Source organism: Shewanella woodyi ATCC 51908, assembly GCF_000019525.1.
In the GTDB taxonomy this organism is placed as follows: domain Bacteria; phylum Pseudomonadota; class Gammaproteobacteria; order Enterobacterales; family Shewanellaceae; genus Shewanella; species Shewanella woodyi.
The window spans coordinates 3,068,194-3,084,441 of sequence record NC_010506.1 but is presented as its reverse complement, the minus strand read 5'-3'; the positions used below and the strand labels follow the sequence as shown (position 1 = coordinate 3,084,441).

Below are 16,248 nucleotides of genomic sequence, written 5' to 3'. Positions count from 1 at the left end.
ACATGTCGTCAAGAAATAGAGTAATTTGGGCTGAAGGTTTATTCATCAAGCCACAACATTTTCAGCAGCAGCAACGTTATTTTGAGTATGTCACCGATGAGCGTATGACCTCGGTCAACAGCTACCTCTACGGTATATCACAGCTCGAGCTAAACCCTGAGTACCTCGGGTTTGGTCGTATTGCGATTCAACGAGCTAAAGGCGTGATGCCAGATGGAACAGTATTTAATATTCCCCAAGAGGACGTTCTGCCTAGTGCACTGGAAGTTGTTGATGGCTCATTGGCCAACCAGATAGTGTATCTGGCACTGTCACTACGCAGTGATTCGATAACTGAAGTGACGGAGAGTACCTCATCGGGTAATACCCGCTTTGTGACTCATCGCCATGAGGTGCGAGACATTCATAGTGAGCAGGGGGATTTTTCTACCATAGATGTCAGCCCTGTACAGATGAAGCTGATGTTTGAAAAAGAGGATCGCAGTGCCTACTCCTCAGTGGCGATAGCTAAAATCTTAGAAAAACGTCCAGATGGTAGTGTGGTTCTGGATCCTAACTTTATTCCTTGTCATTACAATGTGCTGGGTGTGCCGTTTCTGCATCGATTCATTGGTGAGATGGCAGGGATGATGAGAGAAAGAGCTAAAAATATAGCGGTTAGAATAGGCTCGCCAAGTCAAGGTGGCGTCGCTGATGTGTCAGATTTTATGCTGTTACAAGCATTAAATCGCATGCAACCTGTACTGCAACACCTCTCACAACTGAAAAGCCTGCATCCAGAGCAACTGTATCAGACATTGGTGAGCATTTGTGGAGAGCTATTCTCCTTTACCGATGACAGTCGAATTGCGCCAATATTTAAACCTTACGATCATGATATGCCGATCACCTCCTTTGGCCAATTGATGAATATGCTACGTCAGTCATTAAGTATCGTCCTTGAGCCTAAAGCCGTGTCCTTACAGTTACAGAAACGTAAGTACGGATTGATGGTTGCGCCAGTACAAGATCCTGATTTGATCAAAGAGGCTGATTTCATCTTAGCTGTTCGCGCTAAGTTGCCTTTAGAGGAGCTGAAAAAGCTCTTTATTCAACAAACTAAGATCGCTTCCGTTGAGAAGATCCGCGAGTTGATCTCGTTGCAACTTCCTGGTGTCGGTTTAACTCCGCTACCCGTGGCGCCAAGACAGTTGCCATATCACGCAGGTTACACCTATTTCCAACTTGATAGGACAAGCCCATCTTGGGAGATGTTACAACACTCAACTGGATTTGCCTTCCATGTTGCTGGTGAGTTTCCTGAGCTCGAGTTGCAGTTCTGGGCGATAAGGAGCTAGAAATGAAACCACAAAAACAGCCTCTGACAGAGCAACAACTCGATGATGTTTTGTTTGATGAAGTGAGAAACATAGACGCCGACAAAGAGTATTGGTTTCAATTACGTGGCGACAATATTAATCAACTTATTGATGCTGCAACCCCACTTATGGGGATGGTCTTTAGAGTGCGAAAGTTAGCTGTGTTAGATGATGTGCAAAAGCTCTATCACAATACGGTTGACGACATTATGGCCATCGAAGCTGAACTGACTGAGTCAGGCTTTGGTCGGGCGATTATCTTAGCGTATCGCTACGTGCTCTGCTCATTTATCGATGAAGCGGTGATGAATACTCCTTGGGGAGCCGACAGTGTCTGGGCTGAGCATTCACTGCTGACCCGTTTTCATAATGAAACCTGGGGCGGTGAGAAAGTGTTTAGCATTCTCCAGCGGCTAGAGACTGAACCTGCAAGCTACCGCGAGCTGCTCGAGTTTATCTATCTTTGCCTCTGCTTAGGATTTGAAGGGCGCTATAAGGTGGTGGTTAACGGCCGTGAAGAGTTCGACAAAATCGTGAATCGTCTCTATGAAACCTTAAGGCACCTTAGGGATGAAGAGCCGGAGCTGCTATCCAATGCAACTGATCATGTGGTTAATACCAAGTTTCAAATTGGCAGGCAGATGCCCATCTGGACCATATTTGCTGGTTTTTTTGTGATGCTAGCGGTGATCTTTATCTTCTACTCGGTGTCGCTAGCCAATAAATCAGCAGGTGTGTTGGACCAACTGTTTCAGATCTTAAATTAAGGACGTTTTATGATCCGTATTGAATTAAGTACGCTTATTACTAAGTTAAATCCAATCAGCAAGCTTGCTATGGAAGAGGCGGCTTCTTTGTGTATCGCGAGGCAGAATGAGGAGATAACCCTATCTCATCTGCTGTATAGCTTGTTAGAAAATCCACTGTCCGATGTGAGAGTACTACTTAAGCACGCTGAGTGTGACATTAGTGAGCTAAAAACACTTTTAGGTAATAGTTTACCAACTGGGGATACCTTAGATACCTACCCATCATTTTCTCCACTTTTAGTTGAGTTACTGCAAGATGCTTGGTTGCTGTCCACCACTGAATTACAAGAGGCTGAGCTGAGATCCGGTAGCCTTTTCCTCGCCGCATTAATGCAATCGAGCCGTTACCTCCCTTTTGAGCTTGTTAATTTCTTCGCTGATATTAACCGAGAATCATGGCGTAAAAATTTCGCAAGATTAACAGCTAGCTCTTCAGAATCGAAAGCGCGCGAAGCCTCTACTGGCCGTCAGCCTGTGCAAGATAGTGCCAACAGTGCATTAGATAAATTCACCACTAACTTTACTCAATTTGCAGAGGATGGCGAGTTAGACCCAGTGCTGTGCCGTGACGATGAGATCAACCTGATGATTGATATTCTATGTCGCCGCCGTAAAAACAACCCTATCGTTGTCGGTGATGCCGGTGTGGGTAAAAGCGCTGTGGTAGAGGGACTGGCTTTGCGTATTGTTGCTGGTAATGTGCCTGATTCCTTAAAAGGAGTGCAACTGCTGTCGCTGGATTTAGGCTTACTTCAAGCTGGAGCTTCGGTGAAAGGGGAGTTTGAAAAGCGTTTAAAAGGGGTGATTGATGAAGTTAAAAACTCAGCCATTCCCATTATTCTTTTTATCGATGAAGCACACACCTTAATCGGCGCTGGCAATCAAGAGGGGGGAGGCGATGCCGCCAACTTGCTAAAACCTGCCTTAGCACGGGGTGAGTTACGTACAATTGGTGCAACGACGTGGAAAGAGTACAAGAAATATTTTGAAAAAGATCCCGCGCTCACTCGCCGTTTTCAGTTGGTAAAATTGGATGAACCTAGCGCCGAACAAGCGGTTGTGATACTGCGTGGTCTACATGGTGTGTACGAGTCTGAACATAAAGTGTTGATCCAAGATTGCGCGCTGAAAGCTGCGGCGCATCTATCAAGTCGTTACCTTTCTGGGCGACAACTGCCAGATAAAGCCATCGATGTGCTCGATACTGCATGTGCGCGCATTGCCATTAATCTTACCTCTCCACCTCGATATCTTGCAGAGCTGCAAGGCATTATTCATCAGACAGAAGTGGAGATCTCACTGTTATTGAGACAGAGAACCATAGGCCAGAGTATTGATGAGGAGCATCTTGAGCTATTAAGAGAACGAGTGACGGATGCAATGTCAGAGCATGAATCATTAGAGTCGACTTGGAGGCAGCAGCAGGAGCTAGTCTCTAAAATCATCGAGCTGAGAGGCGCGATATTAGCAGGTGACGCTGATGATGTGCCCCAAGAGTTGTGTATTGAACTCAATGACGTTGAGGAGCAACTTGAGTTACTTAGTGCCAAGAATCGTTTAGTTATTCCCCAGGTGGATGAACAGCAAATTGCGGCTGTGATTGCTGATTGGACCGGTGTGCCAGTTGAGCAGATGAACAGCGATGAGCTGCATAAAATCACCCATCTGCCTCAGCTGCTTGGAGAGTCATTAAAAGGACAAGATATCGCCATCTCTCGTCTGCATCAAAATATGCTGACAGCAAGAGCCGATCTGCGTAAAGCTGGTCGTCCCAAAGGTGCATTTTTGCTCGTTGGTCCAAGTGGTGTGGGTAAAACCGAGACCGTGATTCAAATTGCTGAGCAGCTCTATGGCGGTAAGCAGTTTCTAACGACAATCAATATGTCCGAATACCAAGAGAAGCACACGGTATCTCGATTAATTGGCTCACCTCCAGGATACGTTGGCTTTGGTGAAGGAGGTGTATTAACTGAATCCATTCGTAAAATGCCTTACTCCATTGTACTGCTCGATGAAGTTGAGAAGGCGCACCCCGATGTGTTGAACCTTTTCTATCAAGCATTCGATAAAGGGGAGCTTGCCGATGGTGAGGGGCGTCTTATCGATTGTCAGAATATTCTCTTCTTTTTGACCTCCAACTTAGGCTATCAAACCATCGTTGATAATGCACAAACGCCAGAGCTGATTGAGAACAGTCTCTATCCTGAGCTTTCGGCATTTTTTAAACCTGCTCTGCTTGCTCGTATGGAGGTTGTGCCCTATCTACCACTTGGTGAAAACGTGCTGCGTGAAATTATTGCTGCCAAGTTAGCCGCGCTGACCCAACGACTTGAGCTTAGATATAAAGCACAGGTGAGCTGCGATCAAGCACTTACCGATGAGATCATCAGACGGACAACCCGTACTGAAAATGGTGCGCGTATGTTAGAGGCGATCATCGATGGTCAGATGTTACCTCCTATTGCATTGGCTCTGCTTAATAAATTAGCAGATAAAGAGCCTGTGCAAACCATTCGATTAAGTTGTGTTGATGGTGAGTTTGTCGGAGAGGTGAGTTAGTGAGCACGGCGCAATGGCTACAGCAAACATCGACCTTACTTGAGTGTAAGTTGGTGGATGATTTGATTGAGCAGTTTCTGCAGACTTTAGAGGATGAGTTAGGTCTATTTGACTCTCTCTTGCTAACCCCCTCTGTCGATGGGCGCTATCTGCAGCCGGTAAAACCGACATCAACAGGTCTGCTGAAGGTGGATGGGCAAGTGAGCTGGAACGTCACCGACTTTCAGCACCCATTTGCTCATGTACTGCAAACTGCAAAGCCCATGGTGCTGGACTATTACAGTTTGGCCTATTGGCATGATAACCCTCAGTTTGCAGCTTTTATCTCTGGTATTGAAAAAGATCACAGTTTGTTTCTCTATCCGTTAAAGCAAAACGGCCAACTGTTAGGCGTGCTCTGTTTTGCTCTCGACTCAAGTCGTAGCCTGCTTCAACGGCAGGATTGGCAGCAATATAGTGAGGTCTTTATACGTCACTGGCAGTGGTTAACCTCAGTTGCCGATCAAACTGGCCAAGCCTGTCAATTGACGGACTCGATCGCGGAGATACGTGATGAGATGACACTGCAAACCAACCTTACTCGTTTGTCTAGTGAGCTGGTGGGTGAGTCAAGTGAGATGGACAAACTTCGTAAAGATATCTTACGTGGTGCCGGTACTGTGTTATCTGTGCTTGTACAGGGAGAGACGGGCACCGGCAAAGAGTTAGTGGCCAAAGCGGTTCATGATTACTCCTCTCGTCATAAGGCACCATTTATCGCCATCAACTGTGCGGCTATTCCTGAAAACCTGCTTGAATCTGAGCTCTTTGGTTATGAGAAAGGCGCCTTTTCTGGGGCGAATAGCAAGAAAGTAGGCTTGATCGCCCAAGCTGCCAAGGGGACGCTTTTTCTCGATGAGATAGGGGATATGCCACTGAGTTTGCAATCTAAGTTGCTGCGGGTGCTTGAGTCTGGTCATTTCCGCGCCGTCGGTGGGTCAACAGAACTTCACTCAGATTTTCGCTTAGTTGCCGCGACTCATGTGAACTTAAAAGAGAGGGTGAATGCTGGAGAGTTTAGGCGTGATCTTTACTATCGCTTAAATCAGTTTCCCGTCACTGTGCCAGTGCTTAAGTCAAGGCTTAGCGATCTGCCGCAACTTATCCGCCACTTTATTGGACGTTTTAATCGTCATCATCAAGCACAGATCACAGGTATTCGTTATGAAGCTTTATCAAAGTTAACGACCTACCACTACCCAGGCAATGTACGAGAGCTTAGGAATGTTGTTGAGTATGCCTGCGCACTTACGGCTCATCAGGGGGAGATTGATGTTAGCGATCTGCCCACGTTTGAGGAGCCAAGCTGTGAGTCCTCAAGTGGTAGTGAGCTTGAAGGTCATGAATATGCAGATATTGGAGATTTGAAAGAGGCAGTTGCACAGTTTGAACGTAACGTTATCCGCACTCGAATCAATCGATTTAAGGGGGACCGAACTAAAGCTGCAATGAGTTTAGGTCTACCTAAAAGAACGTTTTCTCATAAATGTTTAAAGCTGGAGATAAATGAATAATGTCACAGGGTAATGGATGGATCCTGTTTGGATTGCTAATGACAGCAGCAAGTTGTTATGCAGCGCCCCAGCAATTGAGCGATCCGAAAGCTTGTGTGCAGATTAAAAGTAAGTTGGAGCGACTTTACTGCTTTGACCAAGCTTTTATGACGCCTATCACTGTTGATGATACTCAAGGTAGCGAGCAAGCCCGCGTTGTTGAGTGGGTTAGGGCGGAGGCTAGTGAAGCTAATCGACAAGACGAAACGCACTTTTTATTAGGGCAACAAGAGGATAATCCTAACAATGTGTGGCTGACAGCAACGGCCATAGGGGCACTTCCTCCAAGGCCTATTCTTATGCTGAGTTGCATTGATGAGATCAGCCGTGTTGAGCTGGTGGTATCTGAAGAGATCGCGCAAGGATCGATATATGTGGCGGTGAACAAGCCAAGCTCTCAAGGTGAGTTATGGGTCAGTGATAACTCGGGTTTAGTGTTTAGATCGGGACGCGGTATTCCAGCTATTCACCTGATGAAGAAGATGCTTTTAGCTCAAGAGTTCACGCTCAGCTCTGATAATGCGAACTTCAATGACTTGCAGTTTGACGCAACGGGTTTAAAGCAAGCCATTAAGCCGCTACAGAAAGCATGCCGCTGGTAACTATATGACACATCAATATATTGAAAAGATAGCGAAACCCATTGCTGGAGATAATCCTGTCGGTGAAAGACTTTTTGACGATGTTTTGTTTGATTTTGTCGAAGGTCAATTGATGAAGGTTGGATCTCTTTCTCATGCAGAGGTTCAGTGGGGAGAGGTGGAAACCGCTGTGGTCTCATTATTGGAGACTCGCACTAAAGATCTAAAGCTCATCATCTATTTGATGCAATGCCTTCAATACCAAGCCAGCCTTGAGCGATTTAGTTTATCCCTTGGTGTTTTAGATATCTTCATGAAGGAGTATTGGCTGACTTGCTACCCTGCACCAGGGGATAGGGGCGTACTACCTAGGCGCAAATATTTCTCTCAGATTGTTCAGCGAACGGTAAAGTCTGGGGAAAGTATCGATACACAATTTTGTGAGCCACAAAGTAAAGAGTTGCTGCTTAAGCGCTTGTCCAGCTTACTCGACTCGGCTGAGAAGTTGGAGCTGCCTACGGAGGTGCTCTCCTCATTAGCAACAAGACTAACCAGACAGTTAGAGCAAAATGAAAACAGAGTATCGGCAACCAAGTCGAACGCGGTCAGTGAACCTGCTGAGGAGGCGGTAAGCAGAAGTGCGCCTAAGTTAGAGATAGACTCGAGCAATGATAAAGCGACCAAACAAACCTTGCTTAAAGTGGCTGATTTTATCTCTGAGTTTGAAACTGGGACAGGACTAAGCTTGCGGATCCGTCGATTTGCTACTTGGTCATCAGTGAGCGGTGTGCCAGAAAATGCCAATGCTGCTGGTGAAACCAGTTTGATGCCGATTGCAGCCGATAGGGTCAGTGAGTATCAAAGTCAGCTAGAGAAAGGGGCGGATATGGCGCTGCTTAGGCGCGTTGAGTTGAGCCTGACGTTAAGCCCTTTTTGGTTAGATGGACACCACTTAAGTGCCCAAATTGCCATGGCGCTTGGGCAGCTAGAGTGGGCTAAGGCGATACATGAAGACACTGCGGCCTTTGTTGAACGTCTGCCTAAGCTACTCATGATGTCATTTAAAGGCGGCATTCCTTTTGCCAATGCCGAGACTCGAACTTGGTTAGATGAAGGTTACGGACGCAACAGTTTTGAAGGGAACGGGCAGGGAGTTGAGCAAAAAAGGGCTGAGGTGGTTGAGCTGGCAGATTCGGGTGGCTTATCGGTCGCTTTTGCCAGTTTGAATGAACATCTACAGCAAGCATCAGAGCCTAGAGATGCATTTTATCTACGTCTGCTGGGTGCAGATCTAAAACAGAGTCATCAATTGTCAGCGATGGCAACGGTGGATTATCAAGTCTTGTATCAACAAGCAAGTCATATGGTCTTAGCTGATTGGGAGCCAACCTTGATGGCTCGATTAAAACAAAAAGCAAATTTGGATTAAGTACAGGGAATAAGTATATGTGGTCTAAGCTCAAATCTTTCTTTATTAAGCTATTACCGGAACTCAAATCGGCTTTGCCTATTTTGTTAGTTGCCATTTTTGTTTTGATCAATGTGGGGATCTGGTGGGCAGGCCCTTGGCTTGTGATTGATGAAAGTAAGCCTCTGTCGAGTGTTAACTCAAGACTGATCGCTACTGTTATCTTCTCCTTGTCCTGTTTTACCATTTGGGGTTGGTTCCAATGGCGAAAGCTAAAGCAATACAATGTCGATAATGAGAAGTCACAGCAGTTAAAAGACGATCCCATCATTGGCATGGTAGAGCGTCAGGAGGTTGAACTTAATGATGTGATGTTGGGGCTTAAGGAGAGCCTTAACACACGAAACTATCTCTATGCGCTTCCTTGGTATCTAGTACTAGGGGTAGAAAATGCGGGTAAAACCAGTTTGATTAACCGTTCTGGTCAAAAGTTTGTCTTCTCCTCTGTGATGAGGGCATCGGGTAAGAAAACCGAGAATCCTTACTCATTTGATTGGTGGATCAGTGATGATGCGGTATTGATCGATCCCGATGGAGAGCTATTGACCCAAAGAACGGAAGAGGGAAGCAACAACGGTGAGATGAGCAAGCGGCTTTGGATGCATTTTGTCGAGTGGCTAGATAAAACACGTAGCCGTCGTCCATTAAATGGGGTTGTTCTGGCACTAGATATGGCAAATATGGTGAGTGCGCCGACATCTGATCGTAAAGCTTATGCCCACCTAATGCGTGCGCGTTTACGTGAGTTGATGGAAACCCTATCGACTCGTCTTCCTGTCTATATCACCTTGACTAAGCTTGATCTTTTGTTGGGATTTGAACCATTTTTCCGTCACTACAATCAGGCTGAGCGTGATGAGATCATGGGATTCACCTTTTCACTAAACTCAGTCAATGATCTTGATAGTTGGCTTGAAGAGTTCAATGAAGATTATACCGACTTTATCAGCCGTATTAATGCCCATCTTCCACGCGCGCTACTTCAATGTCGTGATAAAGAGGAGCGGGCAGCCATCTACAGTTTTGTTAGGCAAGTCGCTGGTGCTCATCAAGTTCTTCAGGAGTTTTTTGCAGATGCACTGGCAAGCGATCAGTTCTCGACCTCTGCACTGGTGCGAGGCGTCTATTTTACCTCTGTGTATCAGCAAGGGGTGCCGACTAATGCTTATGTCGATAGTGCTTCTCGTCGCTATGGACTTAGAGAATCGATAAATAGTGCACAAAAAAGCGATAATTCAACGCCATATTTTATTCATACTCTGTTTCAGAAGATCATCTACCCTGAGGCAGGTTTAGCCTCTGATAATTTTAAAGTCGCAAAGCAGAAAAGGCGGCTTATGTTGCTCTCCTTTGTTGCTTGCTCTATCGCTTCTGTACTGCTGGTGGGCACTTGGCATCGCTACTACTTACAAAACAGCCAGCAAGCCGATGCTGTACTGGATAAGGTGACTGAGTTTAATGAGCTCAACGATCAAACAAGCTTTGATCAACTCGGTAAGAGTATTATTCCGCCGTTAAATACCATACGTACGGCTACGTTAGAGTTTGGTTTTTTCCGTGAAAAACCTAAGTTAATCTCTGACTTTGGGCTGTATCAGGGCCATACCATAGGTCCAAAAGTTGAAGAGACCTATTTAAAGCTGCTCTCTTACCGTTATTTGCCTGCACTGCTAAAGCAGGTGGCAACAGATATGTCTGATGCACCGACCAATAGCAATGAGAAGCTGGCTATGCTCAGAGTGTTTCGAATGATGGTGGACAAAAGCGGACGTCATGATGATTTTGTGAAAGCCTATTTCACCCAAGCATGGCAAACATCCTATGAAGGTGACAGGGTTTTGCAAACTCAGTTGATGGAGCACCTTGAGTACGCACTGCAACATACCGACCTTCAAGCGATGCGAGACGATGGGGCTGTGGAAGCGGAAAATAAGTTACGACCCTATGACCGCTTGATAGCAAAAACTCAAAGAGAATTAAGCAGTCTACCCATAGAGCAGCGGGTTTATCGCCAGCTTAAGCAATCAGCCTCTTCACAACTGGGTAGTGCACTCGACCTTAAGGTTGCAACAGGTCCCGCTTACGAGTTGGTGTTTGAGCAAAGAGTGAGTGATGAAAATGCGCCAAATGCGATGAAGATCCCTCGTTTATTGAGTAAACAAGGTTTCGAGCGTTACTTTATCCCGCAGTCTGATTCCATTGCCGATCTGGCCTTGATTGATAGCTGGGTACTTGGTCAATCTGAGTCAACGGATTTTAGTGATGCAGATAAGATAAGTTTGCGTAATAAGATCATTAACCAATACACGTTAGATTATCAGTCATCTTGGCGAAAGGCGCTAAACGACTTTGAATTAAAGGATTTTACAGACATTAATCACGGGGTATTAGTGATTGATAATTTTGCCATTAGCAATCGTCCTGTGAATCGCATTTTAGACAATTTGACCAGAAATACTGAGCTATTCCCATCGATGCCAGATGATGCCAGTGCTATGGCGGAGATTATTGAGACGCCTCAATATCAGATAGCGGCCAAGATTGATGGTGATTTTACAGATTTAAACCAACTGACTAAGACTGATGGAACTCAACCTGTCTATTTGGATGAGGTGATGGAGTCTGTCGTGCGTTTACATGCTTATCTTAAGTCTATTCAAGATGCCCCCGATGTTGGTAAAGCGGCGCTTAAAGCGGCTCAGGAGCGTCTGACACTTAATGATGCCGATCCTATTTATGCGCTGGAAAGGATCTCAACCAGTTTGCCAAAACCTATGGATACCATGGTTGGCAAACTAGCAAGTGAAAGCTGGAAAGTGGTACTACAAAGTGCCATTAAGCACTTAGAGGTGCGTTGGTATAACGAGGTGTATCAGGATTATCAACAAAACCTAGCTTCGCGTTATCCGTTTAATCCCGCATCGACAAAGCAGGTATCTATCGATGACTTTCAAAGCTTTTTTGGTCCCGAAGGCACGTTAAGTCGTTTTTATAACGATCAGATGAAGATGTTTCTTGAAGAGAACTTTGATGCACTAAACCAATTTAGTAAAGGAGATTCCAATCTAGTACGCCGCGAGGTACTTCAATCGCTTAAGCAGGCACAACAGATCCAGAAAGCCTTCTTTAATCCGAAAGGAAACTTGGATGTGGAGTTCTCGTTAGAGGCGCTGCAGATGAGTCCAAATAAACGTCGAAGTGTGATGAATATTGATGGTCAGTATGTGGAGTACACTCATGGCCCTAAACGAGGTATCGATCTGGTGTGGCCAAATACGTTACGTGACTCTACAGTCAGTAAATTAACCTTGGTGCCAAGTGAGTCAAATGCGTCACCACGCTCGATTGTGTTCGAAGGGCCTTGGGCATTTTTCCGCTTATTAGATAGTGCAAGAATGTCCGGTAGTAGTTCAACCAGTATCGATTACCAGTTCGAAGTCGATAAAGGTGATGTCACCTACCGCCTACGTACGCGAGATAATGTGAATCCATTTACCAGCAAACTACTGAGTAGTTTTGAGATCCCAAAAACCTTGTATTAATTGATGACAGGGGATCTTCCCCTGTTTTTACGTAAATAAAAACAACACTATACGTTGTTGGTGATACTTAAATGGACAACACGAGTCGTAAACTGGACTGCTTTAATCTTGCATCTGAATTAACAGAGCTTAGGAATAGCGCTGCTTATCAACAAATGAGAGTCGAGATCAATCGACGTAACAACCCACTGAGCGGTGGAACCGACTGGGAGAAGGTGTATCAACTCGCCCTGCAAATTTCATCGGGATTGGGGGCCGACCTATTAACCTCTGCATACTTCGTTACGGCTGCATCGAAAACACGAGGGGTGTCAGGTCTTGCCTCAGGCTTAGATTTGATGCTGTCGGTCGTTTCCTTCTCCACGGAGTTAGCTCAACTCCCCAGTGAAAAAGTATCTGAGATCATCAACTGGGCTGTGACTAAGGTGACTCCAGAAATAAAGAAGATGGCGGTCACATCATCGAATGTACGTGACTGGTATCGCTGTGAACATGCTTGTCAGAAGTTATTTGAGTTGATCACTCAAAAGCAGCCTCAACAGGTACCTAATCTAGATGTGTTGGGGTATCTCATTTTCGAAAAGATCGATCTACTTGAAACCAATAAAGTGAGTGTGTTGCCCAGCTCAGCTTCAAATACAGTACCGGTTAAGGTAAAAGCTAGACGTTGGCCCTTATGGGCTCTGAGTAGCTTAATTGTTATTTGTAGTCTGCTAAGCGGTTATCTGGCTGTACTTTACCATCAAGAGGTGAGTGGAAAATTACCGTTATGGCTGTATCAAGCACCAGAAGAAAAGGTCGCCCCTGAGTCATCGATTGCGCAGCGTATTGATAGGGCATTTAGCTTGCCACAGGGCGAGCCTTTAGTTTCTATCTATCCTGAACAAGTGAGCTTACTGGTTGAGTTAGATAAAAATTATCAAAGGTTTGCTAACGCAAGAACCATCATGGCTAATTTAAGCCAGCTTTCACAGGCTTTGCCAGAAAGTAGCAATAAAATGAAGCAAGAAACCCTCTCTATTGCCCAATATGCCAGCAGCTTATCACCTATTTTAGGACGAACTTATTACATTGGGGATCTGTTAGAGGACAAGGAGTATGCCAGGGCAGAAGTTGAACTTAATCAGTTGAATAGCCAGTTAAAGGCTTTGTTGATAAAAAGAACCTTGCTTGCCCAACAGCTCCACAATCAACAGTCTGATGAGTCTGGTACACTGCAACTAGAGCTAAGTTCTCAGCCTAGCAGTGACGTTATATCTCAAGATGGGGAGAGATAATTTCTTTAAATATTTCTACTAAAAGTCCAGCTGGGCCATTTATTGCTCGCTGGGCCATATCTTGCTCAACACTGGGCCATTTATTGCCCAGCCTACAACTAGATATAGCAATGGCCTGTTATATCAATGACTTAAAAGTTGGCACGATACTCGCTATATAGACATTAGGTTTATCACTAAACCAATTCTAATCCACTACTTATTTAAAAGGAATTATCCATGCCAACACCATGTTATATCTCAATCAAAGGACAGACTCAGGGCGATATCACTGCGGGCGCGTTTACTGCTGATTCTGTCGGTGACATTTTTGTCGAAGGCCATGAAGATGAGATGCTGGTTCAAGAGTTTGATCATATCGTGACTGTGCCGACAGACCCTCAATCTGGACAACCATCTGGCCAGCGTGTGCACAAACCATTTAAGTTTACCGTTGCGCTAAACAAAGCAGTGCCATTGATGTACAACTCTTTAGCTTCAGGTGAGAAGATCACTGAAGTTGAACTCAAGTGGTACCGCACTTCAGTTGAAGGTAAGCAGGAGCATTACTTCAGTACTAAGTTAGAGGGCGCGACGATCATCGATATTCAATGTCAGATGCCGCACTGTCAAGATCCTAATAAATCTGATTTTACTCAGCTGGTTACTGTGTCTATGGCTTACCGTAAAATCGACTGGGATCATACCGTTGCTGGTACTTCTGGTTCTGATGACTGGCGTAAGCCGATCGAAGCATAAAATCGGTCGTAAAACTGATAAGCACTGGTTTACGTTAAGTAAGCGGTGCTTAAGGTGAATAAGCGGGGCACTTAGGTGCTCCCGTTTACATAGAAGGCTTAATTGGCACGGTTATGCTTCATATTTTTTCATGACAGTTTAATCAGTAAAGATCATAGGTTAGCGCATTCTTTTAAATGAATGTTGAATGCATGAGTTTTGAATGTTTTAGCCTTTGATTTTTAATCTCATTGGAATAATGAGGTTGCCCCATTTAGATAAGGATATTGGTATGGCGCTTTTAGGCTCCGGATTGCGGTTTCATTTTAAAGCGCAAAGCTTAGCTGATGATAGCTTTGACGTGCTTGATTTCAATTTTATTGAAAGCTTATCGAGTCCTTTTGAAGTTAAGCTCACTCTGCTGAGTCGGCTCGATAATCTGACCCCTGAGGCGATTGTTGATCAAACCGGTTTAATGAGCTGGTCGCAAGGGGAGAGTGTTGAGCGACATGTTCATGGCATCGTCAGTCAGTTCAGTAAAGGTGACAGTGGTCATCATCATACTCAATACAATGTCACTATCGTTCCCGCTTTATCACGCCTGAAATTAAGAAAGAATAGTCGAATATTCCAGCAGCAAAATGTACTTGTCATCATCTCAACCCTGCTAAATGAGATGGGGATAAGTGATTACGCCTTTAGCTGTGATGCACGATTTGAATCTGAAGTACGTGAGTATTGTGTTCAATACAGTGAAACGGATTTCGAGTTTATCAGCCGTTTAGCTGCGGAAGTGGGGCTGTTTTACTATTTTGAGCATACTCAAGATGTTCACACACTTATCTTCTGTGACAGCACAAGTAAATTGAGTGGCTTAAAAAGCCCATTTCCCTATAACGTGCTCAGTGGTGGAGTTGCCGAAAACACCTTTGTTAATCAATTTAGTTACCAACACCAAATTAAGCCCGCTAATATCAGCTTAAAAGATTACAGCTTTAAGAAGCCTCAATATAGTTTTCTGCAAAGCAGTAAGGGCCAAGAGCTCAAGTTTCAAAAGCCTGACTATGAGCATTTTGATTACCCTGGTCGCTATAAAGATGATGCTGCTGGGGTTCCTATTACACAAGTTCGTCAAGAATATCTGCGCCGTGATGCTCAAGTTGCCACAGGGCAGAGTAATATTTTGCAGGCTATCCCAGGTTTTAAGTTCGATCTCATTGAACATAATGACCGAGCGCTTAATCGTGACTGGATATTAACGTCGATTGAACACACTGGTGAGCAGGGGGCGGCAGCTGAAGAGGCAAACACACAAAAGCCCACACGTTACAGTAATCAATTTCATGCAATCCCAGGTAATAACCCTTGGCAGGCTGAGCCAAACAGTAAGCCTTTGGTTACAGGTCCACAAATTGCCATTGTGGTTGGCCCCAAAAATGAAGAGATATTTTGTGATGAGTTTGGCCGAGTAAAAGTCCAGTTCCCATGGGACAGATATGGAGAGAGTAACGAGCACTCCAGCTGCTGGGTTCGAGTCAGTCAAGGTTGGGCTGGGGGGCAATATGGCATGATGGCTGTGCCACGTATTGGTCATGAAGTGATTGTTAGCTTCTTAGAGGGCGATCCCGATCAGCCAATTATTACAGGTAGAGCCTATCACACCACCAATGTAACCCCCTATATCTTGCCTAATCATAAAACCCGAACCGTGATTAAAACCCAGAGTCATAAAGCCGAAGGGTTTAATGAACTGCGTTTTGAAGATGAGGCCAGTCGTGAGCAGATCTATGTTCATGGACAGAAAGATATGGATATGGTGATTAACAATATTCATAGAGAGGAGATTGGCTACGATCAGCATCTGACTGTTGAACATGACAAATTTGAACTGGTTAAGCAGCACCGCCATACAACAATAGGACAAGATGAGATAGCTCAAGTTGGGCGGGATCATCAAGTCCTTGTTGGACGTAACCTTATTCACCGAGTGGTAGGTATGGTTAAGCGTTATATTGGCGGGGGCATCATTACTCAAATTGATGGTGCTAGCCAGACGAGTATTGCAGCCTCGGAAGAGAAGATAATTGGCGCCAATCAACAGATCAAAGTCGATAACGAGAGCTATCTTAAAGCAAGTAAAATCGTCCTCGAAGCTGGTGATGAACTCACTATTAAAGGTCCCGGTGGCTTTATTAAGATTGATAGCGGTGGTGTGACTATCTCTGGCAGTAAAGTGAAGATAAATGAGGGCGGATCCCCTGGAACAGGGACAGCGCCTAAAGCGGTGAAACCAGAAGAGCCCGCTAAACCTTCAATCCCAGAAACTGCTGATAGGCGTTAAGGAA

At 45.0% G+C, this 16,248-nt stretch carries 10 protein-coding genes; all 10 read left to right on the top strand.

Annotation, left to right across the window (positions count from 1 at the left end):
- Positions 1-2: 2 nt before the first annotated feature.
- A complete protein-coding gene (tssK, locus tag SWOO_RS12940) occupies positions 3-1,337 on the top strand; it encodes a type VI secretion system baseplate subunit TssK (RefSeq protein WP_012325140.1) in 1,335 nt (444 codons plus the stop codon).
- A gap of 2 nt (positions 1,338-1,339) precedes the next feature.
- Positions 1,340-2,125, top strand: coding sequence for a type IVB secretion system protein IcmH/DotU (gene icmH / locus SWOO_RS12935; RefSeq protein WP_012325139.1), 786 nt, complete (start codon positions 1,340-1,342; stop codon positions 2,123-2,125).
- A gap of 9 nt (positions 2,126-2,134) precedes the next feature.
- Positions 2,135-4,726, top strand: a complete 2,592-nt coding sequence (gene tssH / locus SWOO_RS12930; protein ID WP_012325138.1) for a type VI secretion system ATPase TssH — start codon at positions 2,135-2,137, stop codon at positions 4,724-4,726.
- On the top strand, positions 4,726-6,279 hold the full coding sequence (locus SWOO_RS12925) for a sigma-54 interaction domain-containing protein (protein ID WP_012325137.1): 1,554 nt from the start codon (positions 4,726-4,728) through the stop codon (positions 6,277-6,279). Before tssH ends, SWOO_RS12925 begins: the two co-directional genes overlap by 1 nt.
- Before the next feature lie 38 nt (positions 6,280-6,317).
- Positions 6,318-6,920, top strand: coding sequence for a type VI secretion system-associated protein VasI (gene vasI, locus SWOO_RS12920; RefSeq protein ID WP_195742796.1), 603 nt, complete (start codon positions 6,318-6,320; stop codon positions 6,918-6,920).
- 4 nt (positions 6,921-6,924) lie between these two features.
- Positions 6,925-8,328, top strand: a complete 1,404-nt coding sequence (tssA, locus tag SWOO_RS12915; RefSeq protein ID WP_012325135.1) for a type VI secretion system protein TssA — start codon at positions 6,925-6,927, stop codon at positions 8,326-8,328.
- Between the two features lie 17 nt (positions 8,329-8,345).
- Positions 8,346-11,909, top strand: coding sequence for a type VI secretion system membrane subunit TssM (gene tssM / locus SWOO_RS12910; protein WP_012325134.1), 3,564 nt, complete (start codon positions 8,346-8,348; stop codon positions 11,907-11,909).
- A gap of 71 nt (positions 11,910-11,980) precedes the next feature.
- Positions 11,981-13,186: a type VI secretion system ImpA family N-terminal domain-containing protein gene (locus tag SWOO_RS12905; RefSeq protein ID WP_012325133.1), complete on the top strand. Its 1,206-nt coding sequence runs from the start codon at positions 11,981-11,983 to the stop codon at positions 13,184-13,186.
- Positions 13,187-13,405: 219 nt separating this feature from the next.
- Positions 13,406-13,924 (top strand): Hcp family type VI secretion system effector, encoded by a 519-nt coding sequence (locus SWOO_RS12900; RefSeq protein WP_012325132.1) that lies wholly within the window; start codon positions 13,406-13,408, stop codon positions 13,922-13,924.
- A gap of 271 nt (positions 13,925-14,195) precedes the next feature.
- Complete coding sequence (locus SWOO_RS12895) at positions 14,196-16,244, top strand: type VI secretion system Vgr family protein (protein ID WP_012325131.1); 2,049 nt, start codon at positions 14,196-14,198, stop codon at positions 16,242-16,244.
- Positions 16,245-16,248 lie beyond the last annotated feature (4 nt).